Genomic DNA, 21,884 nt, shown 5'->3' with positions numbered 1-21,884 from the left:
GCCGCGTTACTGTCCGAACTTGTAGCTGACCCTGAGCCGCGCGACATCGGTGGTCAGATGATTGCGGACGACGCAATTGGCCGCGGGATAGCTGCTGCCACAACCGTTAGCCCCGTTGGCGAGGACGATGTTCGCGTCACGATCCTGATACATCGTGTGCAGGAATTCACCACCAACAATCCAGTTCGGGCTCAGGGCGTACTCCACGCCCGCGCCGATCACGCCGCCCCAGAGCACACCGCTGCGGTTGGCCGTGATTCCCGTGGCAGCACCGGGAGCAAACCCACCGAAGCAGGTCGTCGTCGTGTTGCAAAAATCGGTCCCGGTCTGCTGGACGTCGGCCCAGGCGGCGCCGCCAGTCACATAGGCCAGCGCATTGTTGACCACCACGCCGGCGCGGGCCCGGATCGTTCCGCTGACATCTGCCTTGGCTCCAACGGTCATCGCGGTGGTGTCAGCACCACCGATGACGGACTCTTTAAATCTGCTGTTGCCGTTCACATCAGCTTCGATACCGACCAGACCTCTGCCGAACTGATAATTGTAGCCGATCTGCGCGCCGCCGGTGAAGAAGCCGCCCGTGGGCGTCGCGGTGGAGCAATAAAAGCAGGGATCATCGAAGTGCGATGCCGCCATTCCACCGCCGGCGTTGCCACCGATGTAGAAGCCCGTCCAGTTGGTGAGCGCAGCGACCGGCACCGCCTTCACGGAGACCGGTGCCGGGTCCCCGAACTTGTAGCTGAGCCTGGCGCGCGCTACGTCGGTCGTCAGCTGGTTGCGGACGACGCAATTGGCCGCGGAGCGGCCGCCACAAATGCTAGCGCCATTGGCAAGGATGATGTTCGCGTCACGATCTTCATAGACAGTATGAAGGTATTCGGCGCCGAGGATCCAGTTCGAGTTCAGGGCGAACTCAACACCCGCTCCGATCACGCCGCCCCAGAGCGTGCCGCTGCGATTGGCGGTGACTCCGGTCGGAACGCCGAAGTTCGCGCTCAAAGGATCGTTGTTTCGCTCGACCCCGGTCTGCTGGACGTTTGCCCAGGCAGCGCCGCCGGTCACGTAAACCAAGGCATTGTCGATCACGACACCGCTGCGGGCCCGGATCGTTCCGCTGACATCGGCCTTGCTGGCAACAGACATTGCTCGCGTCCAGTCACCGCCAATGACGGACCCCTTGAAGTCGCTGTTGCCGTTCACGTCGGCTTCGATGCCGACCAAGCCGCTCCCGAACTGGTAGTTGTAGCCGATCTGCCCACCGCCGGTGAAAAAGCCGCCCGTGGGCATTGCGGACGAGCAATAGTAGCAGGGATCATCGAAGCGGGACGAGGCCATGCCTCCGCCGGCGTTGCCGCCGATATAGAAGCCCGTCCAGCTATAGACCGAAGCCACCGCCGGAGCCTTCGCATAGCGCGGGCCGGCGCCGGCATAGGCGTCGGTCGAGACCGGAACGGGATCGCCGAACTTGTAGCTGAGCCTGACGCGTGCGACGTCGGTCGTCAGTTGGTCGCGGATGACGCAGTTGGCCGCGGGGCTGCCTTGACATCCGTTGGCGCCAGCAGCAGTTACGATATTGGCGCCACGGTCCTGGTACACCGTGTGGAGGTATTCAGCGCCAACGATCCAGTTATTGGGCAAGGCGTATTCAACGCCGGCTCCGATCACGCCACCCCAGAGCACGCCACTGCGGTTGGCGGTAAATCCTGTCGGAGCACCGAAAGCAATTCCGCCGGAGCAGCCCAGCATCGAGTTGCAAAATTCGGTCCCGGTCTGCTTGACGTCGGCCCAAGCGGCGCCGCCAGTCGCATAAACCAAAGCGTTGTCGATAACGAGGCCGGCGCGGGCCCGGATCGTTCCGCTGACATCTGCCTTGGTTGCAACATTCAAGGCGTAGGTGTCATAGCCACCGATGACGGACCCTTTAAACCTGCTGTTGCCGTTCACGTCAGCTTCGATGCCGACCAGGCCGCGACCGAATTGATAGTTGTAGCCGATCTGCGCGCCGCCGGTGAAAAAGCCGCGCGTGGGTGCCGCGGATGAAGAATAATAGTCGGGATCGTCGAAGTGCGACGAAGCCATGCCGCCGCCGAGATTGCCGCCGATGTAGAAGCCCGTCCAACTGTAAACTGCCGCTGGCGCCTTGGTGTGAACCGGGGCGAGATCCGCCGCAGAGCCTGCCACCGTGGTGGCGAAAAGAGCAGCCGCGGCTGCGAGGGTGGTTCTCATTGCAATACTTCCAAATCGTCGGAGCCAAATCAGCCCAATGGCAAGTATGCTGATACGGCACTCTCTCCACCCAGACTATTGCCGCTCAGACACAGCAATGGAGATGCGGTAGGACCACAGCGCCGCCCTCCGGTTTTAGACGACGGAACGCGCCTCGCAGCGAAAAAGCCTGACGGAGATCATCGGAAAATTACACAGCAATCAAACACTTGCTCGATCGCGTGGGCGCGAAACAATTTTAATGATTGGCTTACGATAAGCAGTCGAACTTCCAGCCCGGACAGAGCCGTAGCGTGGGCGAAACCAGCGGGTCCGCGCGAGGCGCGGCGCTAGGCTGGGTGCAACAGACCAACGAAAAAGGGCCGCCCCTCGGGACGGCCCTCAAAACGTTGGCGCGCAGCCGCGTTATTGGCCGAACTTGTAGCTGACCCTGAGGCGAGCGACATCGGTCGTCAGATGATTGCGGATGACGCAATTGGCCGCGGGATAGCCGATACCGTTACAAGCGTTCGTGCCGTCGGCGAGGATGATGTTCGCGCCACGATCCTGATACATCGTGTGCAGGAATTCGCCGCCAACGATCCAGTTCGGGCTCAGCGCGTATTCCACGCCCGCGCCGATCACGCCGCCCCAGAGCACGCCGCTACGATTGGCGGTGATGCCGGTCGGAGCCCCTAAGGTCGGACTGAAAGTGTAGTTATCAAATTCGGTCCCGGTCTGCTTGACGTCGGCCCACGCAGCGCCGCCGGTCACGTAGGCCAGAGCATTGTTGACGACCACGCCGGCGCGGGCCCGGATCGTTCCGCTGACATCTGCCTTGGCTCCAACGGTCATGGCGTTGCCGTCATCACCGCCAATCACGGCCTCTTTAAACCTGCTGTTGCCATTCACATCAGCTTCGATACCGACCAGACCTTTGCCGAACTGATAATTGTAGCCGATCTGTGCGCCGCCAGTGAAGAAGCTACCCGTGGGCGTCGTAGTGGAGCAGTAGAGGCAGGGATCGTCGAAGTGCGACGCCGCCATGCCACCGCCGGCGTTGCCGCCGATGTAGAAGCCCGTCCAGTTGGTGAGCGCAGCGACCGGCGCCGCCTTCACGGAAACTGGTGCCGGGTCCCCGAACTTGTAGCTGACCCTGGCGCGCGCAACGTCGGTCGTCAGCTGGTGGCGCATGACGCAATTGGCCGCGGGGTAGGGACCACAAGCGCTGGCGCCGGCGAAAATGATGTTCGCGTCACGATCTTCATAGACGGTATGAAGGTATTCGGCGCCAATGATCCAGTTCGAATTCAGGGCGAACTCGACACCCGCGCCGATCACGCCGCCCCACAGCGTGCCGCTGCGATTGGCGGTGGTGCCGGTGGAAGCGCCGAAGGTCGTGCTAGCGGTATAGTTATCAAATTCGACACCCGTCTGCTGGACGTTTGCCCAGGCAGCGCCACCGGTCACGTAAACCAGGGCATTGTCGATCACGACACCGCCGCGCGCCCGGATCGTTCCGCTGACATCTGCCTTGGCTCCAACGGTCATAGCGTAGTTGTCATCACCACCGATGACGGACCCTTTGAACCTGCTGTTGCCGTTCACGTCGGCTTCGATGCCGACCAGGCCACTGCCGAATTGGTAATTGTAGCCGACCTGCCCGCCGCCGGTGAAAAAGCCTCCGGTGGGCATCGCGGAGCCACAATAGAAGCAGGGATCGTCGAAGCGGGACGCGGCCATGCCGCCGCCGACGTTGGCGCCGATGTAGAAGCCGGTCCAGCTATAGACCGAAGCCAGCCCCGGAGCCTTTGCATAGCGGCCGGCGTCGGCATAGGCGTCGGTCGAGACCGGGACGGGATCGCCAAACTTGTAGCTCAGCCTGACACGTGCGACGTCGGTCGTCAGCTGATCGCGGATGACGCAATTGGCGGAGGGGCGGCTTGTGCCGCATCCACTCGCGCCAGCAGCAGTTACAAGGTTGGCGCCACGGTCCTGGTACACCGTGTGGAGGAATTCGCCGCCGACGATCCAGTTCGGGCTCAGGGCGTACTCCACGCCCGCGCCGATCACGCCGCCCCAGAGCACGCCGCTACGGTTGGCGGTCCATCCCGTCGGAGCACCGAAGGTCGGGCTGGCAGCCACATTATTGAATTCGATCCCGGTTTGCTTGACATCGGCCCAGGCCGCGCCGCCTGTCGCGTAGACCAAAGCGTTGTCGATCACGAGACCGGCGCGCGCCCGGATCGTTCCGCTGACGTCTGCCTTGGTGGCGACGGTCATTGCTCGAGTCCAATCGCCGCTGATGACCGATCCCTTGAAGTCGCTGTTGCCGTTGACATCGGCTTCGATGCCCACCAAGCCGCGACCGAATTGATAATTGTACCCGATCTGCGCGCCGCCGGTGAAGAAGCCGCGCGTCGGGGTCGCGGACGACTCATAAAAGGCGGGATCGTCGAAGTGCGACGAAGCCATGCCGCCGCCGAGATTGCCGCCGATGTAGAAGCCGGTCCAGCTGTACACCGCCGCCGGAGCCTTGGTGTAGACCGGGGCGAGATCCGCCGCAGAGCCTGCCACCGTGGTGGCGAAAAGAGCAGCCGTGGCTGCGAGGGTGGTTCTCATGGCAATACTTCCAATCAACGAAGCCAAATCACTTCAAGGTCGCGATGCCTTGATAGGGACCGTTCGCCGCGTGGCCTATTGCTGCTCAGTCACACCTGCAGTGGATGCCGTTGGACCGTTGCACGCCCTTCCGACTCGAGACGACAGCAAGGGCCTCTTTAGACAATTCGAGGGCCTTACAGCCAAATAGCGCGCAACCACTCGCTCGATCGCGTGAGCGCCTCACAATCTCAAAGATTGGTGTTTTGCTTGCGTTGAAGAAAGATGGTGGGCACGGCGCAAGCGCGCCTTTGCTCACCCTACGAAGCGCGCATCACTGCATCAGCGAGCAAGCCTGCAAACAGCAGCAATCCCGCGTGCTTGTTCGACTTGAACAGGCGCAGGCAGAGCGCCCCGTCGCTGATGTTCAGCCGCCTGATCTGCCAGGCCAGGTGCGCGGCGAAGGCTGATAGCCCGAGCCAGGCCGGCCAGTGCACGTCGGCGGAGGCGAGCGCCACGCCGATCAGCATCACCGCGAGCCCGTAGAACATGATCAGCGCCTGATGCGTGTGCGCGCCGAACAGGCGCGCGGTGGACTTGACGCCGATCAGCGCGTCGTCCTCGGCGTCCTGATGCGCATAGATCGTGTCGTAGCCGATCACCCAGGCGATCGAACCGGCATAGAGCACGAGCGCCGTCAGATCGACGCGCGCGAAGGTGACGGCAAAGCCCATCAGCGCGCCCCAGGAGAAAGCAAGGCCGAGGAAGACCTGCGGCCACCAGGTGACGCGCTTCATGAAGGGATAGATGGCGACGATCACGAGCGAGGCGATGCCGGTCATGACGGCAAAGCGGTTGAACTGGAGCAGCACGGCGAGGCCGACCAGCGCCTGCGCGACCAGAAAGGCCAACGCCTGCTTCACGGTGATTTGCCCTGCTGGCAGCGGCCGCGAGCGCGTGCGCTCGACCCTGGCATCGAGGTCGCGGTCTGTGATGTCGTTCCAGGCGCAGCCCGCGCCGCGCATGACGAAGGCACCGACGAAGAACAAGAGGACCGTGAGCGGCAGATGACGGATGTCGCGCGCCATGCCGGCGGCGAGCGCCGCCGACCACCAACACGGCATCAACAGCAGCCATGAGCCGATCGGACGATCGTAGCGGGACAGCCGCAAGTAGGGCTGCGCCCATCGGGGCGCGAGCGTATCGACCCAGTTGCCGGTGGAATCGGCAACGCGGGACGCATCACTCATCGGCTCAGGACGTTGCCGTTGAGCGTGTCGAAGGTGTTGCCGCCCTTCTTGGCGACATTGACTTCGGGCGCCGACCCGGAGCCCACCACATCGCTCAGGGACGGGCCGGCCGGCCCGCGCTGCTTCATCTGCTGCGCCACCTGGCAGACCTTGTTCTGCATGCCCTCGCTGTTCTTGTGCCCGGCCTTCAACTGCTCGTTGATCTGCGGAGGAATTCCGCACTTGGCGGAATTGGTCTCGACATATTTCATCATTTTCACTTCGGCCTGGACGAAATTGCGGATCAGGCCGCAGGCCTCATCCGGCGGCGCATGGCGATCGCTTGCGGCCTTGATCAGCTTGCCGCGCTTCTCCGTCTCGTCCCGCAGCGCCATGAACGCCTTCATGCACTGCTCGCCGCCGGCGCTGGGCGCGCTCGGCGGCGCGGCGCTGAAGTTGCCGCCGCCGACCGGCGGGGCACCGTTGGTCGGGAACGAAGCCTGCGGCGGTGGCGCCCCGATGCTGGCGACCGGCGCACGGCCGTTGACCGGCGGAAAGGCGGAATCGTTCGCGGGGGCCGCAGCCTGGCCGGGCAGCGGCGCGGGGAACGCGCTCTGCGCCTGGACGCTGGCCGCGCCCATCGCGACCATGGCGGCAGTGATCGGAACCATCAAACGACGGATCATCAAGGCTGTATCTCCGGCAGGATCCACAGGGGGGCGGCGCCTTCCCAATTGAAGCGCAACCGGCATTTTCGCGCTTTTACGATTCCTGCCGGCCCTTAACAACCCGTCGAATAGGGCAAGAGCGCGGCGCGGGGACGCACGCGATGGGCAATATTTGCCCCTAAATCCCCGCTTTCGGTTAAGAACGGCCGCAAACCGGACCCTGAACGCATGCCTTCCCACGACTTCCGCGCCCCCCGCCTGTTCGTCGAGGCCGACCTCATCCCGGACGCCAGGGTGGCGCTCGACCGTGACCAGAGCAACTATCTCGGCAACGTGCTGCGGCTTGGCGCCGGCGATCCCATCCTGGCGTTCAACGGCCGCGACGGCGAATGGCAGGCCGCGATCGAGGGCCGCAAGCGCCCCGATGCCCTGGTGATCCTGAAGCAGACCCGCGCGCAGGACGGACTGCCCGACCTCGTCTACGTCTTCGCGCCGCTCAAGCATGCGCGGCTAGATTACGTCGTCCAGAAGGCGGTGGAGATGGGCGCCTCGACCCTCCAGCCGGTGCTGACCCGCTTCACCCAGGCATCACGCGTCAATGGCGAGCGGATGCGCGCCAATGTCATCGAAGCGGCCGAGCAATGCGGCATCCTGAGCCTTGCAATCGTGGCCGATCCGGTTCCGCTGGAGCGCTTTCTCAGCCAGCGCGCCGCGCAGCGGCTCCTGGTGTTTTGCGACGAGGCGGCGGAGACCGAAAGCCCGATCGAGGCCCTGAAAGCGGCGCGCAATGCGGCTCAGGGCATCGACGTGCTGATCGGTCCCGAGGGCGGCTTTGCCGAGGAGGAGCGCGCCCTGCTCCTGCGCCAGCCCCATATCCTGCGCCTGGCTCTGGGTCCGCGGATCCTGCGGGCCGACACGGCGGCGGTAGCGGCCCTTGCGCTGGTCCAGTCCGTACTCGGCGATTGGGGCGGCCAGCCGGGCTAGGTGACCGTTAAGACATTGACCCATTGGAGGTCGAAACCGTCATCGGGCCATGCTAAGGGCTGCGCCAACTGACCTCCCCCTTACCCCGGTTCCACCGGGAAACCGGACCTCGCTATGACCGCGACTGCCACCTCAAATGCTGCCGGCTCCGCCGCCTGGGCGGATACGCTGCTGTTGTCGTTCGCGCAGGCCGGTTACGTCCACGCCGAGCCCGCGATTCTCCAGCCGGCCGAGCCGTTCCTCGACCTCTCCGGCGAGGACATCCGCAAGAGCCTCTACCTGACCACCGATGCGACCGGTGAAGAGCTCTGCCTGCGCCCGGACCTGACGATTCCCGTGGCCCGCGATTACCTCGCCTCGGGGCGCGCCGGCGAGCCCGCGGGCTTCAGCTATCTCGGCCCGGTGTTTCGTTACCGGAGCGGCCGTCCGAGCGAGTTCCTGCAAGCCGGCATCGAATCCTTCGGCCGCCAGGACCGCGCTGCGGCCGACGCCGAGATGCTGGCACTGGCCCTGGAGGCGACCGCGGCCTTCGGCGTCCGCGACGTCGAGATCCGCACCGGCGACGTGGCGCTGTTCAATGCCGTGATCGACGCGCTCGACCTGTTCCCGGTCTGGCGGCGCCGGCTGATCAAGGATTTCAACCGCAAGATCAGCCTCGAGCAGGATCTGGAACGACTCTCGATCGCAACCGCCACCGCCCGCAACGAGTATGAGGGCGTGCTGGCGGCGCTCGCAGGCTCCGACCGCAAGGCGGCGCTCGCGCTCGTCACCGACCTGATGTCGATTGCAGGCACCACTAATGTCGGGGGCCGCACCACGGCCGAAATCGCCGACCGCTTCCTCGAGCAATCCACCCTGAAGAGCGGCGCCCTGCCGCGCGAGGCGCTGACGGTGCTCAAGCGCTTCCTGTCGATCGCGGGCAATCCGGATCAGGCGGTTGCCGAGCTGCGTGCGCTCGCGGCGGATACCAGGCTGGATATTTCGGCGGCGATCGACCTATTCGAGAACCGCGTCGGCTTCATGGCCGCGCGCGGCATCGACGTGAAGGAGACGCGCTTCTCGACCTCGTTCGGACGCGGTCTCGACTACTACACCGGCTTCGAGTTCGAAGTGCATCACAGGGGCAACGGCGTCGAGCCGCTGGTCGCAGGCGGCCGCTATGACGGCCTGATGACCCAGCTCGGATCGCAGACGCCAATCCCCGCAGTCGGCTTCTCGGTCTGGGTCGATGCGCTCGCCAAGATCGGCCGCAAGGAGCTTAAGTCATGAGCGCGCCGTTCGTTCTGGCCGTTCCGTCCAAGGGCCGCCTGCAGGAAAACGCCGAAGCCTTCTTCGCGCGTACCGGACTCAAGCTGTCCAAGGCCGGCGGTGCGCGCGATTATCGCGGCACGATCGTCGGCCTCGACAATGTCGAGATCGCCTATCTCTCCGCGAGCGAGATCGCCTCGCAGCTGGCCCGTGGCGCGGTGCATCTCGGCGTCACCGGCGAGGATCTCGTACGGGACAGCATTCCGGACGCTGATGGTCGCGTCCTGCTGATCGAGGGGCTGGGCTTCGGTTACGCCGATGTAGTCGTTGCCGTGCCGCAGGCCTGGATCGATGTCCGCACCATGGCCGATCTCGACGACGTCACCACCGGTTTTCGCGAGCAGCACCACCGGCGGATGCGGGTCGCGACCAAATTCATAAATCTCACGCGGGCCTTCTTTTCGAGCCACGGCATCGTCGACTACCGGATCGTCGAGAGCACCGGCGCGACCGAAGGCGCGCCCGCGGCCGGCACCGCCGAGCTGATCGTCGACATCACCACGACCGGCGCCACGCTCGCCGCCAACGGCCTGAAGATCCTCGACGACGGTGTCATCCTGCGCAGCCAGGCCAATCTGGTCGCCTCCAGGGACGCCGACTGGTCGCCGGAGGCGCGCGAGACGGCGCGCGTGATCCTCGATCACATCGCGGCCCGGGCGCGGGCAAACCAATACCGCGAGGTCCGCACCCGCTTCCGGCAGTGCGATGCGGCATTGCTGAGCGAGGCGCACCGGAATTTCGGCGTGGAGGCGCCGTTCGGCGGCCCGACCTCGTCGGGCATGTTGACGCTGCACTGCCCGCCCGCAAAACTCTATGCGCTGGCGAGCTTCCTGCGCGATCATGGCGCCGAGACGGTCTCGGTGGTCTCGCTCGACTACGTCTTCGACCGGGAGAACCCGCTGTTCGCCAAGCTCGAAGCGTTCCTGCGGCGGTGAGGCGCAAGAACTCTCAAGAACTCTGGGGAATCTCCGGGGCATCCGCATGGCGCGTTCAGCGTAGCGACAGGTAACGACAGCTACCATATGCTGTTCGAACGAATTTTGAGTGCCTCTGGAACCTTGATCGATGACGCTGGGCTCTGACGTTTCCGCCCTGACCACCACCGCGACGAGCGCCGCGGCCAAAGGGCTGTCGATTGTCGTGCCGGTCTATAACGAAGCGGCGGGGCTTGCCTCGCTGCACCAGCGGCTCTGCGATCTCGCCAGGACGCTGCGGGACCGCTATCGCCTCGCCTGCGAGGTCGTCTATGTCGACGACGGCAGCGCGGATTCGACGCTTGCGATCGCCCGCGCGCTGCCGGCCGATGCGATCGACGTGCAGGTGGTGTCGCTGTCGCGCAATTTCGGCAAGGAGGCCGCGCTGATGGCCGGCCTCGACCACGCAAGGCGCGGTGCCGTGATGTTCATGGACGGCGACGGCCAGCACCCGCCGGCGCTGGTGGAACAGCTCGTCGGGCACTGGATCGATGACGGCTACGACGTCGTCTATACCGCCAAGGCGCATCGCGACAACGAGCCGTTCCTGCGGCGGCTCGCCGTGCACGGCTTCTACGCGCTGATCAATTGGGGGGCGCGGCAGAAGATCCCCGAAGACGCCGGCGACTTCCGCCTGCTCTCGCCGCGCGCGGTCGCAGCGCTGCGGCAATTACCGGAGCGCAACCGCTTCTTCAAGGGGCTGGCGAGCTGGATCGGCTTCCGCCAGATCCGCGTCGACTACGAGCCCGCGGCACGCGCCCATGGCGTGACCACCTTCAACGCGGCGCGGCTGCTCGGCCTCTCGATCGAGGGCCTGACCTCGTTCTCGGTGGCCCCCTTGCGTTTTGCCAGCCTGCTCGGCGTGGTGCTCGCGGGCGGCGCCTTCCTGTTCGGTCTGTCCATCCTCTGGGAAGTCTGGACCACCGGCAAGCAGGTGCCCGGCTATCCCTCGCTCGTCGTCGGCCTGATGACGATCGGCGGCGTGCAGCTCATCATGATCGGCATCGTCGGAGAATATATCGGCAAGATCCTGTCCGAGCTGAAAGCGCGGCCGATCTACTTCGTCGCCGAGCACAGCGAGAAGCTTGTCGAGACTGACAAGGCCGACCAGGCCCCGAGCCGGACGGCAGCGGAATGAACGAAGCGGCAAAGCCGCGGCGTATCTGGCTCTGCGCCGACGATTACGGGATCAGCGCGGGCGTCAACCGCGCAATCCGCGACCTCATCGAACGCGGCCGTCTCAATGCGACGTCGGTGATGATGCCGGGGCCTGCGATCGGCCGCGGCGAGGTCGACGCGCTGGAGACGTCCCGGAAGCAAAATCCGCGCTGCGCGATCGGATTGCATGTCACGCTGTCGGCGCCGTTCCGCCCGCTGACCATGCATTTCCGTCCGCTCGAAGGCGACATGTTCTTAGCCTTTCCAAAGCTGCTGCGTGCGGGACTGATGCGGCGGCTCGACCGCGAGATCATTTACGCAGAGGTGAAGGCGCAGCTTGCGGCCTTCGCGCAGGCGTTCGGCCGCGCGCCTGATTTCGTCGACGGTCATCAGCATGTGCAGCTCTATCCGCAGGTGCGCGACGCCTTCGTCGCCGCCGTCAGCGAGGCCGCGCCAAATGCCTGGGTGCGCCAGGGCGGCCGCGAACAGCCGCTGAGGCAGCGGCTCGCCTCGCCGAAGGCGCTGGTGCTGGATGTCCTGAGCGCACAATTCCGCCGCCGCGCGCGGCAGGCCAGCCTCGCCTTCAATCCTGCCTTCGCAGGCGCCTATGACTTCATGCGGGACGAGGCCGATTTCGGCAAGCTGATGGCCGAGTTCATCGCGGGCCTGCCGGACGGCGGACTCGTGATGTGCCATCCCGGCTTCGTCGACGACACCCTGCGTAGCCTCGATCCGATGACTGATGTCCGCGAGCGCGAGCACACATATCTCGCGAGCGAGGCCTTCCCTCAGCTCCTGGCCGCGAACAACGTGACATTAGCGTGAAACCGCCGGGCGCAAGGGACCGGGCAGCTTGTCGCATACGGAAATTTAATCCGCACCCCACTGTTGGCGCCACAATGGAACCCTACATCTTCGGCGCGCTTGGTTTGCGCAAGGGAGATCGATCATGACGCCGCAAGAACGCCAGCTCGTCGACGAGCTTTTCGACCGGCTTTCCAAGCTTGAGAATGCACCGCGCGATCCGAACGCGATCGCCGCCATCAATGACGGCCTGAACAAGGCGCCCAACGCCATGTATGCGCTGGTCCAGACCGTGCTTTTGCAGGACGAGGCTCTGAAGCGTGCCAATGCCCGCATCCAGGAACTGGAGGCGAGCCATACCCCCGAACCGGCTCAATCCGGCGGCTTCCTCGATTCCATGCGCGATACCCTGTTCGGCGGCAGCCAATCGCGCGGCTCGGTGCCGAACGTGCCGCCGCGTGACCAGCGGCCGGTCTGGAACTCCGGCCAGACAATGCAGCAGGCGCAACCGCCCGGCTACGGCCAGCCGCCTTATGCACAGCAGCAGGGTTATGGCGCCCCGCCCTTCGGCGGTGGCGGCGGCTCCTTCCTCGGCACGGCGGCCGCAGCTGCAGCCGGCGTCGTCGGCGGCTCGATGCTGCTCTCCGGCATCCGCAACATGATGGGCGGGATGGGCGGATCGCATCAGGCTTTTGGCGACACCACGACCGAGCGCGGTGGCGGCAGCCCGTGGGGCGGCAGCGACCAGTCCGGCGGCTCGCTCGCGCGCGACGCCGGCGTCAACGACATCGGCTCCAACCGCGGCCGCGATGAGTCCCACCAGGGCTTCCTCGACCAGGCGTCGAACGATCGGAACGACGATCAGCAGGACTATGACGATACCGAAAACATCGACATGGCCGACGACAGCGATTTCGACGGCGGTGACGACGGCGGCAGCGATTACGCGTAAGCAGCATCACCCTCAAATGCAAAACGGCCGCCCTTCCGGCGGCCGTTTTCGTTTCGCGGCTCTCGCCGCGTTCACATCACCACGACCCTGGTGCCGACATTGACGCGGCCGTAGAGGTCGATGACGTCCTCGTTGCGCATGCGGATGCAGCCGGAGGAAACGTTGGTGCCGATGGTCCAGGGCTCGTTGGAGCCGTGGATGCGATACAGCGAAGAGCCCAGATACATCGCGCGCGCACCGAGCGGATTTTCAGGGCCGCCTTCCATGTGCCGCGGCAGGTCGGGACGGCGTGCGATCATTTCCGCCGGCGGCGTCCAGTCCGGCCATTCGCGCTTGGCCGTGATCGCCTTCACGCCCGACCAGGTGAAGCCGGGACGGCCGACGCCGATGCCGTAGCGCAGTGCCCTGCCGTTGCCCTCGACCAGATAGAGGAACTTGTTGGGCGTATCGACGACGATCGTGCCGGCGCCCTCCTTGCCCTCGTACGCGACGAACTGCTTCTCGAACCTCGGATCAAAGGGTCGCGAGCGCGGATCGACGGCCTCCTGCTGCGGCACTGCGCCCTGCATCTGCGGCTCGCCCATCGGCGGCAAACGGCGCTGGTCGTAATAGGCCGGCTGCTGCTGATACGTCGGCTGCTGCTGCGGATAATAGCGCTGGCCGCGCTCCTCGCCGCCGAACAGGAATTCGATGAAGCCGCCGCCCATGTTGGCATTGGAGGCGACGCGCACCGGCTGCGGCGGCACCCGGGGCGTATAGAGTACGGCGGGCGGATCGGATGGCACGGTGTTGTCGAAGGCGGCGGCGCGATCGGCGCCAGCGATAAAGGAGCAGGCGCTGCCGAGCAGCGCGACAGACATTTTCTTGAACATCGACGTACTCTGTACTGTTTCGTCTGGTGCGTTCATCGCGGCGGGCGCAGACCTGCCCTTCGCGATGCGGCCCACTTAAAATCAAAAGCCGTTTGGTTTGGTAAACGGAAACGGCGTCTTGATTCACCACGTCGCGAACGCCTGCGCCTTTTGTCCGCTAGCGTTTATTTTCGGTGAACGGCTGACACGCATGGTTAATCGACGGTGAGCACGCGAATTGCCCGCAATCGCAAAGCAGTTCCCGCCGTGAACGTCGTGTTAAATCCCTTCTGTCTACAAAGGCCGCGTGAGTGAGGTGGGGGGAGTTTCAATATGGCTGTTCATCGCAAACGTTTTCGCGCCGAGGAAGCTATCGTCGGCGAGATGCCTATTTCCGAGATGATTGACGAGACCGCTCCGATGCACAGCGAGATCATGGCCGAGCTGCGCGCGATCCGCGCGCAAATGGCGCGCAACAGCCAGGCCGCGAACGCCGCGCCGCCCTCGACCGAGGCCGTCGTCGCGCAGGAAGTCGCCGACACGCGCGCGATGCTGGAGACCTACCGCGCCCAAATCGAGCAGTGCGAGAAACTGAAGGTCGAGCTCGACCTCATTCATGACGCCATCGATCGCACCAAGCGCGAGATCGCGACGCTGCACGGCAAGAGCTTCGACGGCGGCGAAATGGCCAAGGTCAATGGCGAGCTCGGCGCGGTGGTCGGCGGCACCGAGCAGGCGACCCAGCAGATCCTCGAAGCGGCCGAGTCGATCGACCAGGCCGCGAGCGCGCTCTCCAAGGTGGATTCGGTCGACCAGCAGAAGCGGCTCGCCGACGACATCCAGGAACGCGTCATCTCGATCTTCGAGGCCTGCAACTTCCAGGACCTGACCGGTCAGCGCATCAACAAGGTGATGGGCACGATGAAGTTCATCGAGCAGCACATCAATGCGATGATGGAGATCTGGGGTGGCGTCGACGCGATCAAGGCCCACGCGCAGCCGATCATCGACACCCGCGACGAGGACGCCAAGCTCCTCAACGGCCCGAAGCTCGCCGGCGACGTCGGCCACGCCTCGCAGGACGACATCGACGCCCTGTTCGACTGAACGGACGGAACACGAAGAGAAACAAAACGCCGGCGGGAAGCCGGCGTTTTTGTTTGGCCGTCATTGGGAGCGAAGCGAAGCAATCCAGAGCGGCTTCCGCGGCGGCAGTCTGGATTGCTTCGTCGCTTTGCCCCTCGCAATGACGAGTGGCTAGGTCTCGCTTACGCCCTCGGCGCGCAGCGGACGTAGACCATGTTGCCGTAGCGGGTGGCGGCGTCCTTGTCGATGAAGCGGGTGACCATGACGCGGCCGTCGAAGGAGACGATCTCGCGGTCCTGCTCGCTGGGGGTCGGGCCGGCCGGTCCGATATAGTTCTTGCCGCTCGGTGAACCCTTCAGCCGCAGCTCCTGCGGCGTCGCCTGGTCGGCCAGATGCATGATCACGCCGCCGCTCGAGCCGGCGCCGATCACATAGGGATTCTTGCACTGGGCGCGGGCCGCAGCCTCGGTGCGGGCGCGGTCAGCCGGGTTCTGGAACGAGGCAAGGCCCCAGCGGCCGACGATCTCGTCGGCGCGGATCGAGGCCGGCATCTCCGGCCCGGTGCCCGGCTCGGCCTCCGGCGCCGGCGAGGACGACGAGAACGACGGCAGGCTCATACCGCCGCCACATGCACCCAGCAGCAGCGCCAAGGCTGCGGCGGCGCCCAGCTTGGCAACCGTCCGCGCGTGAGCTGAACTGATCATGGCATTCCCCCGAGCAAAGCGCCCCCCAAACACGAGCCTGGCAGCCCCCTCCCGCAGCCAAGCGCAAAACCGCTGTCGGGGCAATGACGTCGTAGATTACGCCAGCGTCCCCAATTCGTTTCGATCGTCAACATCCTATATCCGTCTCACCAATGGCTTAACCACCTTTGCTTGACAGGATCGCGGCCAAGCCATATTTCCGGGCGCACTATTAGCACTCGGGAAGCCCGATTGCTAAAGCGCGCCGTTCGATCCTGGCATTCGATCCAGAGGTCGGACGGGGGCGCAGGCCCCTCACCTACTTCCGCTGCTTCCGAAGCGAGCTTCCAAAGGGAAACGTCATGGCTAAGTCCAAATTTCGTCCGCTGCATGACCGTGTCGTGGTCAAACGTATCGATGCCGAGGAAAAGACCAAGGGCGGCATCATCATTCCCGACACCGCCAAGGAGAAGCCGTCCCAGGGCGAGATCGTCGCCGTCGGCCCCGGCGGCCGCGACGAGGCGGGCAAGCTGATCCCGATCGACCTCAAGGTCGGCGACCGCGTGCTGTTCGGCAAGTGGTCGGGCACCGAGGTCAAGATCGACAATGAAGATCTCCTGATCATGAAGGAGTCGGACATCATGGGCGTCCTGGCCTAAGGCCGACCGCCCCCAACCCCGCCGCACGCACCATTGTCATGCCCGGGCAGAAGCGCGAAGCGCGTCTTCGCGTCAGATGACCCGGGCATCCATCCTTCCTCGCAAGACGATGGATTGCCGGGCCTCCATCCGGCAATGACGACGGGAACGTGCGGCTCCCATCCAGTTTAGGTTTCCAGGAGCAAAAAATGGCCGCCAAAGACGTCAAGTTTTCCGGAGACGCGCGCGAACGCATGCTGCGCGGCGTCGACATTCTCGCCAACGCCGTCAAGGTGACGCTCGGCCCGAAGGGCCGCAACGTCGTCATCGAGAAGAGCTTCGGCGCGCCCCGCATCACCAAGGACGGCGTCACCGTCGCCAAGGAGATCGAGCTCGAGGACAAGTTCGAGAACATGGGCGCCCAGATGGTCCGTGAGGTCGCCTCCAAGACCAACGACCTCGCCGGCGACGGCACCACGACCGCGACCGTGCTGGCCCAGGCCATCGTGCGCGAAGGCGCCAAGGCGGTTGCCGCCGGCATGAACCCGATGGACCTCAAGCGCGGTATCGACACCGCGGTTGCGGCTGTCATCAAGGACATCGAGAAGCGCGCCAAGCCGGTCGCCGCCTCGTCCGAGGTCGCCCAGGTCGGCACCATCTCGGCCAACGGCGATGCCGCCATCGGCAAGATGATCGCGCAGGCGATGCAGAAGGTCGGCAACGAGGGTGTCATCACCGTCGAGGAGAACAAGTCGCTCGACACCGAAGTCGACATCGTCGAGGGCATGAAGTTCGACCGCGGCTATCTGTCGCCCTACTTCGTGACCAACGCCGAGAAGATGACCGCCGAGCTCGAGGACGCCTACATCCTCCTGCACGAGAAGAAGCTCTCGGGCCTGCAGGCCATGCTGCCGGTGCTGGAAGCCGTGGTGCAGTCCGGCAAGCCGCTCGTGATCGTCGCCGAGGACGTCGAGGGCGAGGCGCTGGCCACCCTGGTCGTCAACCGCCTGCGCGGCGGCCTCAAGGTCGCGGCCGTCAAGGCGCCGGGCTTCGGTGATCGCCGCAAGGCCATGCTCGAGGATCTCGCGATCCTCACCGGCGGCCAGCTGATCTCCGAAGAGCTCGGCATCAAGCTCGAGAACGTCACGGTGAAGATGCTCGGTCGCGCCAAGAAGGTCGTGATCGACAAGGAGAACACCACGATCGTCAACGGCGCCGGCAAGAAGCCGGACATCGAGGCCCGCGTCGGCCAGATCAAGGCCCAGATCGAGGAGACCACCTCGGACTACGATCGTGAGAAGCTGCAGGAGCGTCTGGCCAAGCTCGCCGGCGGCGTCGCGGTGATCCGCGTCGGCGGCGCGACCGAGATCGAGGTCAAGGAGAAGAAGGACCGCGTCGAGGACGCGCTCAACGCCACCCGCGCAGCCGTGCAGGAAGGCATCGTCCCGGGCGGCGGCGTCGCGCTGCTCCGCGCCAAGAAGGCGGTCGGCCGTCTCACCAACGCCAATGCCGACGTGCAGGCCGGCATCAACATCGTGCTGAAGGCGCTGGAAGCTCCGGTCCGCCAGATCTCCGAGAACGCCGGCCTCGAAGGCTCGGTCGTCGTCGGCAAGATCCTGGAGAACAAGTCCGAGACCTTCGGCTTCGACGCTCAGACCGAGCAGTATGTCGACCTGGTCGAGAAGGGCATCATCGACCCCGCCAAGGTGGTCCGCACCGCGCTGCAGGACGCCTCCTCCGTGGCCGGCCTGCTGGTGACCACCGAAGCGATGGTCGCCGAGCTGCCGAAGAAGGAAGCAGCGCCGGCGATGCCGGCCGGCGGCGGCATGGGCTTCTGAGCCCGTCGCAACCAGCCAAAAAATGACGCGAAGGCCGCCTCCGGGCGGCCTTCTTTTTTGCCGACCATATCCGGCGCTTTCCGATTCAACCGCCGGCCAAAACCCACTACGGTGGCGCCGATTCTAAAGCGCTGATCGGGATGAATCGTCATCGCGCTTTAGGCTATTGTTTGAGCATGATCTTTTCGGAAAACCGCTTCACACTTTTCCGGATCATGCTCCATCTCTGAGGGTTTCATCGATGCGCGCGCTTTCGTTCTGCTCGATTGGTTTTTTGGCGGCACTGCTTGCAGTTTCGCCTGACGTCGCGTCCGCCCAGATGAAGCTGTCGCCAAAGGCCACGGCGCCCGGCGGAACCGAGACGCGCTATTTCACCTCGATCGACGGGCTGATGGATGGCAATGCCGACGTCATCCTGAAGGAGACCCGCCAGGGCAAGACGGTCACCTCGGCCGTGCTGGACGTCTGCTACCCGGCCGCGAAAAATTCCGACCGCAAGGACCGCTTCGTCGTCAACCTCACGGTCGCCGGCCAGCTCCTGTCGGGCACGACCCAGAGCCTCGGCGACAAGGCGCCGGTCACCGTCAAGCTGACGCGCAAGCAGACCAACGACACCTTCGAATTCCGCGGCCAGATCTCGATCGGCGGCAACGTGACCGAGGTCGCCTCCCCCGACAATTCCGACCTCAGCGAGAAGGAGTTTCTGGACAACCAGACCTCGGACGACGGCATCACGCCACAGCCGAAGGATTTCACCGAGGTCTCGCCGGAGGCGATCGCGGTCAAGGTCAAGTTAGAGGCGGCGACCGACTTCCTGAAGAGCCTGAAGGGCCAGGATGTCGAGGTGACGCTGGCAAGCCTGTCGGTCGGCTGCGACGCGCTGCGCGCCGGCGAGCAGACCATCAACATGTCGGTCGACCCGGAGCGGGCGAGCGCACTGATCGCCAAGTTCAAGGCGATGCCGGGCGTTACCGCGGCAGGCTGGACTGCCGGCATGATGGAGATGGACCGCACCATCCGCTTCTCCGCCGCCGACTGGCGCGACGGCGACAAGATCAGCCGGGACCGGCTCGCCGGGACCGTCGCGAACGTGCTGGCGCGCACGCTGGCGGCAAAAACCGTCTCGCAAAGCTTCAACCCCGTCACCGGCAAGCTCAAGGTCCTCTTGAAGCGGCCGAACCAGGATTTCCCGGCGCTCGAGCTCACCGACACGATCGAAGTCGCTGGCCTCGTCTCGACCGACAAGCCCGGCAGCAGCGACCGCCTCCTGCTCTGGGTCGGCAGCCCCGCCATCACCACGGCCGACGAGAGCACCGGAGCCAAGCTCAATCTGTCGGATGAAGCGAGCGCCGACGAAGAGGGCGATCAGACCGACGACAACGGCGCGATCGAGGCGCTGGCGAAGGAGCTGAAGGGCCAGCGCTGGGACGCCGACAAGTCGGTGTGGAAATAGTCCGCACGCCAACGCTTGGTCATCGCCCGGCTTGACCGGGCGATTCAGTACGCCGAGGCGGTCGTGATTGAGTCGATGGGCCGCGGCGTACTGGGTGCCCCGGTCGAGCCGGGGCACGACAGCGAGTTGGTTTAATTCCCGTTCGTCCGGAAACGCAGCGGCTTCGGGCCGATCAGCGTGAGAAAGTCGCCCTGGCGCTTCCAGGTCTCGACACTGGCGAGCGCCGCGACAAGGTCGTCATCGGCCTGGGCCTTGGCTGGCGGGCAGGAACGGTCCTGAATCTGGCCGGGAACGAAGATCACGGTGTTGCCGGCGACCGAGAACTGGCCCTTGCCGCCCTTGCACCAGAGTTCCAGCACCACCTCGCCATTGTCGCCGATCTCGATGTTGGGAATGCGCTTCGAACCAGGCTGCGGCAGGGCCTCGAGCGTCATCTCGGTCCCGAAGGGAAAGCCTTCCTCGGCATGGGCCGCGCCCGCCATCAGCACCACCGCGGCAGCCGCGCACACCATCTGCTTGACCGAAACCATGAGACCTCTCGACCGTCCTTGAACAAGCCGCACCTTCTATAAGACGGAGACGACGTTGAGAAGGTTCGCCGCACGCGCAAAATCCCCGCGGGATCGCTCCCGCGGGGATTTTCCTTTGCCACCAGATCCGCGGCGCTACTTCAACACGAGCTCCGTGAACGGCCAGACATAGGCCTGGAGCGTCACCAGCACGCCGACCAAGCAGGCCAGCACGATCGAATGCCAGAACACGAAGCGCAGGATCGTGCCCTCATGGCCGTACCACCGCGTGGCGGTGGAGGCGACCACGATCGATTGCGCGTCGATCATCTTGCCCATCACGCCGCCGGAGGAGTTCGCCGCCGCCATCAGGATCGGTGACAGGCCGATCTGCTGGGACGTGATCTTCTGGAGGTTGCCGAACAGGATGTTCGATGCGGTGTCCGATCCCGTCAACGCCACGCCCAGCCAGCCGAGCAGCGTGCCGAAGAAGGGATAGAGCACGCCGGTTGCCGCGAAGGCGAGACCGAGCGTGGCGTCGACACCGGAGAGGCGGGTCAGCGTGCCGATCGCCAGCATCGCCGAGATCGTGATCAGCGAGATCGCGCACAGCCGGATCGTGCGGCCATATTCGACCAGCAAGCGACCCGGCCCGACCCCCATCAGGAAGCCGGAGATGATCGCCGCGATCAGCATGCCGGTGCCGGTGAAGGACAGGTAGGTGAACGCGAACACCGCGCCTTCCGGCGTCGGCTTCGCCGCCACCGGCGGCATCTTGTTGATCATCTGGTGCAGCTCGGGAACGGCGTAGTTCCAGGTGAATATCGCGTTCGCCCAGGTCTTGAACCAGCCGCTGCCCCAGATCAGCATCACGATACAGACGATGATCCACGGCAACAGCGCGCTCCACAGCTCGGCCTGCGTTAGCGGCGTCTTGTCGAGCGGTGCGGTCTTGCCCATTTCCGACACTGATACATCGCGGCCGCGCAGCGCCGGCGACAGCCAGAGCTGCTTCGGTTGCCACACCTTCAGGAACAGGATCAGCGCGCCCATCGAGATCAGCGACGCCCCGATGTCGACGATCCAGGGATTGATGTAGTTGGAGATCACGAATTGCGGGATTGCGAAGGACACGCCGGTGACCAGGATCGCCGGCCACACATCTTTCATGCCGCGCCAGCCCGCGAAGGCCCAGACCACCCAGAACGGCACGATCAGCGAGAAGAACGGCAATTGCCGTCCGACCATCGCGCCGAGGATATAGGGATCAAGCCCGGTGACGGAGGCAAGGCCCTGGATCGGCGTGCCGAGCGCGCCATAGGCGACCGGCGCGGTGTTGGCGATCAGCGACAGGCCAGAGGCGGCGAGCGGCGAGAAGCCGAGACCGATCAGCACGGCGCCGGTGATCGCGACCGGCGTGCCGAAGCCCGAAGCGCCTTCGAAGAAGGCGCCGAACGAGAACGCGACCAGCAGCAGCTGCAGGCGCCGGTCCTCGGTGACGCCGCCGACCGCGCGCTTCAACAGTTCGAAGCGCCCGGTCGTGACCGTCACCTGGTAGAGGAAGATAACGTTGAGGACGATCCATCCGATCGGGAAGAAGCCGGTGACGATACCGAGCACAGAGGCGCGGGCCGACATGTTCACCGGCATCCTGAAGATCATGATGGTGATCAGATTGGTCACGATCACGGCAATCACCGCAGCGATATGCGCCTTGACGCGACCGCTTGCGATCAGGACTAGAAGGGTAACGACGGGTACGGCTGCCGCGATGGTCGACAACACCACGTTGTTGAGCGGGTCGTAGACTTGATTCCACATGGTCTTTCTCCCCCACGCGTTGGTGTGGCAGGGCGGCCAGCGTGGACAGCCGAACCTGCTTGACGTGGGGCGCGATAACTTTTCATCCTGAAGCGGTCATGTCGCGAAATGCGGCGGTTCCC

18 protein-coding genes are annotated in these 21,884 nt (G+C 64.8%); 10 read left to right on the top strand and 8 right to left on the bottom strand.

All coding sequences use genetic code 11. The annotated features are described in order from the left end of the window. Positions 1-6: 6 nt before the first annotated feature. From YUU_RS0126175 to YUU_RS0126160, 4 genes are all read right to left on the bottom strand, one after another. Positions 7-2,226, bottom strand: a complete 2,220-nt coding sequence (locus YUU_RS0126175; RefSeq protein WP_027525040.1) for an outer membrane protein — start codon at positions 2,224-2,226, stop codon at positions 7-9. 405 nt (positions 2,227-2,631) lie between these two features. Next, positions 2,632-4,827 (bottom strand): outer membrane protein, encoded by a 2,196-nt coding sequence (locus YUU_RS0126170; RefSeq protein ID WP_027525039.1) that lies wholly within the window; start codon positions 4,825-4,827, stop codon positions 2,632-2,634. A 299-nt stretch (positions 4,828-5,126) separates the two neighbouring features. Continuing rightward, the gene (gene ubiA, locus YUU_RS0126165) at positions 5,127-6,056 is read right to left on the bottom strand and encodes a 4-hydroxybenzoate octaprenyltransferase (RefSeq protein WP_027525038.1); all 930 of its coding nucleotides are present in this window, start codon (positions 6,054-6,056) and stop codon (positions 5,127-5,129) included. Further along, the gene (locus YUU_RS0126160) at positions 6,053-6,721 is read right to left on the bottom strand and encodes a hypothetical protein (RefSeq protein ID WP_027525037.1); all 669 of its coding nucleotides are present in this window, start codon (positions 6,719-6,721) and stop codon (positions 6,053-6,055) included. The genes ubiA and YUU_RS0126160 overlap by 4 nt, the downstream gene beginning before the upstream one ends. A 210-nt stretch (positions 6,722-6,931) precedes the next feature. Between YUU_RS0126160 and YUU_RS0126155 the strand changes: the two genes are divergently transcribed. The 6 genes from YUU_RS0126155 (at position 6,932) to YUU_RS0126130 (ending at position 12,883) form a co-directional block, all read left to right on the top strand. Beyond that, positions 6,932-7,687, top strand: a complete 756-nt coding sequence (locus YUU_RS0126155; RefSeq protein ID WP_027525036.1) for a 16S rRNA (uracil(1498)-N(3))-methyltransferase — start codon at positions 6,932-6,934, stop codon at positions 7,685-7,687. 114 nt (positions 7,688-7,801) lie between these two features. Further along, a complete protein-coding gene (locus YUU_RS0126150) occupies positions 7,802-8,956 on the top strand; it encodes an ATP phosphoribosyltransferase regulatory subunit (RefSeq protein ID WP_027525035.1) in 1,155 nt (384 codons plus the stop codon). Beyond that, positions 8,953-9,930 carry an ATP phosphoribosyltransferase gene (gene hisG / locus YUU_RS0126145; RefSeq protein WP_027525034.1) on the top strand — a complete coding sequence of 326 codons (978 nt, stop codon included), beginning with the start codon at positions 8,953-8,955 and terminating at the stop codon, positions 9,928-9,930. The genes YUU_RS0126150 and hisG overlap by 4 nt, the downstream gene beginning before the upstream one ends. A gap of 130 nt (positions 9,931-10,060) precedes the next feature. Continuing rightward, on the top strand, positions 10,061-11,107 hold the full coding sequence (locus YUU_RS0126140) for a glycosyltransferase family 2 protein (protein WP_027525033.1): 1,047 nt from the start codon (positions 10,061-10,063) through the stop codon (positions 11,105-11,107). Next, a complete protein-coding gene (locus YUU_RS0126135; RefSeq protein ID WP_027525032.1) occupies positions 11,104-11,952 on the top strand; it encodes a ChbG/HpnK family deacetylase in 849 nt (282 codons plus the stop codon). Before YUU_RS0126140 ends, YUU_RS0126135 begins: the two co-directional genes overlap by 4 nt. A 124-nt stretch (positions 11,953-12,076) precedes the next feature. Next, the gene (locus YUU_RS0126130; protein WP_027525031.1) at positions 12,077-12,883 is read left to right on the top strand and encodes a DUF2076 domain-containing protein; all 807 of its coding nucleotides are present in this window, start codon (positions 12,077-12,079) and stop codon (positions 12,881-12,883) included. 71 nt (positions 12,884-12,954) lie between these two features. On the opposite strand, the gene YUU_RS0126125 is transcribed toward YUU_RS0126130, so the two are convergent. Next, positions 12,955-13,755, bottom strand: a complete 801-nt coding sequence (locus YUU_RS0126125; RefSeq protein ID WP_027525030.1) for a L,D-transpeptidase — start codon at positions 13,753-13,755, stop codon at positions 12,955-12,957. Positions 13,756-14,067: 312 nt separating this feature from the next. On the opposite strand from YUU_RS0126125, the gene YUU_RS0126120 reads away from it, so the two are divergent. Continuing rightward, positions 14,068-14,841 carry a protein phosphatase CheZ gene (locus YUU_RS0126120; protein WP_027525029.1) on the top strand — a complete coding sequence of 258 codons (774 nt, stop codon included), beginning with the start codon at positions 14,068-14,070 and terminating at the stop codon, positions 14,839-14,841. A gap of 161 nt (positions 14,842-15,002) precedes the next feature. Here the strand turns inward: YUU_RS0126120 and YUU_RS0126115 are convergent, their stop codons facing one another. Then, complete coding sequence (locus tag YUU_RS0126115; protein WP_027525028.1) at positions 15,003-15,524, bottom strand: hypothetical protein; 522 nt, start codon at positions 15,522-15,524, stop codon at positions 15,003-15,005. 341 nt (positions 15,525-15,865) lie between these two features. Between YUU_RS0126115 and groES the strand changes: the two genes are divergently transcribed. The 3 genes from groES (at position 15,866) to YUU_RS0126100 (ending at position 19,432) form a co-directional block, all read left to right on the top strand. Next, complete coding sequence (groES, locus tag YUU_RS0126110; protein WP_027525027.1) at positions 15,866-16,162, top strand: co-chaperone GroES; 297 nt, start codon at positions 15,866-15,868, stop codon at positions 16,160-16,162. 188 nt (positions 16,163-16,350) lie between these two features. Next, positions 16,351-17,979: a chaperonin GroEL gene (groL, locus tag YUU_RS0126105; protein ID WP_027525026.1), complete on the top strand. Its 1,629-nt coding sequence runs from the start codon at positions 16,351-16,353 to the stop codon at positions 17,977-17,979. Between the two features lie 241 nt (positions 17,980-18,220). Further along, positions 18,221-19,432, top strand: a complete 1,212-nt coding sequence (locus tag YUU_RS0126100; RefSeq protein ID WP_027525025.1) for a hypothetical protein — start codon at positions 18,221-18,223, stop codon at positions 19,430-19,432. A 131-nt stretch (positions 19,433-19,563) separates the two neighbouring features. Here the strand turns inward: YUU_RS0126100 and YUU_RS0126090 are convergent, their stop codons facing one another. Continuing rightward, positions 19,564-19,962: an META domain-containing protein gene (locus YUU_RS0126090; RefSeq protein ID WP_027525024.1), complete on the bottom strand. Its 399-nt coding sequence runs from the start codon at positions 19,960-19,962 to the stop codon at positions 19,564-19,566. A 135-nt stretch (positions 19,963-20,097) separates the two neighbouring features. Further along, on the bottom strand, positions 20,098-21,762 hold the full coding sequence (locus YUU_RS0126085) for an L-lactate permease (protein WP_027525023.1): 1,665 nt from the start codon (positions 21,760-21,762) through the stop codon (positions 20,098-20,100). Positions 21,763-21,884: the final 122 nt, after the last annotated feature.

The sequence above is a fragment of the Bradyrhizobium sp. Ec3.3 genome, assembly GCF_000472925.1.
Lineage (GTDB): Bacteria > Pseudomonadota > Alphaproteobacteria > Rhizobiales > Xanthobacteraceae > Bradyrhizobium.
The sequence above is the reverse complement of the archived record's forward strand: the minus strand, read 5'-3'. Positions and strand labels throughout refer to the sequence as shown.

Excerpts from the sequence above, each read along its gene's own strand:
- groL (WP_027525026.1), top strand. The coding sequence starts at position 16,351 with ATGGCCGCCAAAGACGTCAAGTTTTCCGGAGACGCGCGCGAACGCATG.
- YUU_RS0126120 (WP_027525029.1), top strand. The coding sequence starts at position 14,068 with ATGGCTGTTCATCGCAAACGTTTTCGCGCCGAGGAAGCTATCGTCGGC.
- YUU_RS0126085 (WP_027525023.1), bottom strand. The coding sequence starts at position 21,762 with ATGTGGAATCAAGTCTACGACCCGCTCAACAACGTGGTGTTGTCGACC.
- YUU_RS0126155 (WP_027525036.1), top strand. The coding sequence starts at position 6,932 with ATGCCTTCCCACGACTTCCGCGCCCCCCGCCTGTTCGTCGAGGCCGAC.
- YUU_RS0126150 (WP_027525035.1), top strand. The coding sequence starts at position 7,802 with ATGACCGCGACTGCCACCTCAAATGCTGCCGGCTCCGCCGCCTGGGCG.
- YUU_RS0126090 (WP_027525024.1), bottom strand. The coding sequence starts at position 19,962 with ATGGTTTCGGTCAAGCAGATGGTGTGCGCGGCTGCCGCGGTGGTGCTG.
- YUU_RS0126130 (WP_027525031.1), top strand. The coding sequence starts at position 12,077 with ATGACGCCGCAAGAACGCCAGCTCGTCGACGAGCTTTTCGACCGGCTT.
- ubiA (WP_027525038.1), bottom strand. The coding sequence starts at position 6,056 with ATGAGTGATGCGTCCCGCGTTGCCGATTCCACCGGCAACTGGGTCGAT.
- hisG (WP_027525034.1), top strand. The coding sequence starts at position 8,953 with ATGAGCGCGCCGTTCGTTCTGGCCGTTCCGTCCAAGGGCCGCCTGCAG.
- YUU_RS0126140 (WP_027525033.1), top strand. The coding sequence starts at position 10,061 with ATGACGCTGGGCTCTGACGTTTCCGCCCTGACCACCACCGCGACGAGC.
- YUU_RS0126170 (WP_027525039.1), bottom strand. The coding sequence starts at position 4,827 with ATGAGAACCACCCTCGCAGCCACGGCTGCTCTTTTCGCCACCACGGTG.
- groES (WP_027525027.1), top strand. The coding sequence starts at position 15,866 with ATGGCTAAGTCCAAATTTCGTCCGCTGCATGACCGTGTCGTGGTCAAA.
- YUU_RS0126115 (WP_027525028.1), bottom strand. The coding sequence starts at position 15,524 with ATGATCAGTTCAGCTCACGCGCGGACGGTTGCCAAGCTGGGCGCCGCC.
- YUU_RS0126175 (WP_027525040.1), bottom strand. The coding sequence starts at position 2,226 with ATGAGAACCACCCTCGCAGCCGCGGCTGCTCTTTTCGCCACCACGGTG.
- YUU_RS0126125 (WP_027525030.1), bottom strand. The coding sequence starts at position 13,755 with ATGTTCAAGAAAATGTCTGTCGCGCTGCTCGGCAGCGCCTGCTCCTTT.
- YUU_RS0126160 (WP_027525037.1), bottom strand. The coding sequence starts at position 6,721 with ATGATCCGTCGTTTGATGGTTCCGATCACTGCCGCCATGGTCGCGATG.
- YUU_RS0126135 (WP_027525032.1), top strand. The coding sequence starts at position 11,104 with ATGAACGAAGCGGCAAAGCCGCGGCGTATCTGGCTCTGCGCCGACGAT.
- YUU_RS0126100 (WP_027525025.1), top strand. The coding sequence starts at position 18,221 with ATGCGCGCGCTTTCGTTCTGCTCGATTGGTTTTTTGGCGGCACTGCTT.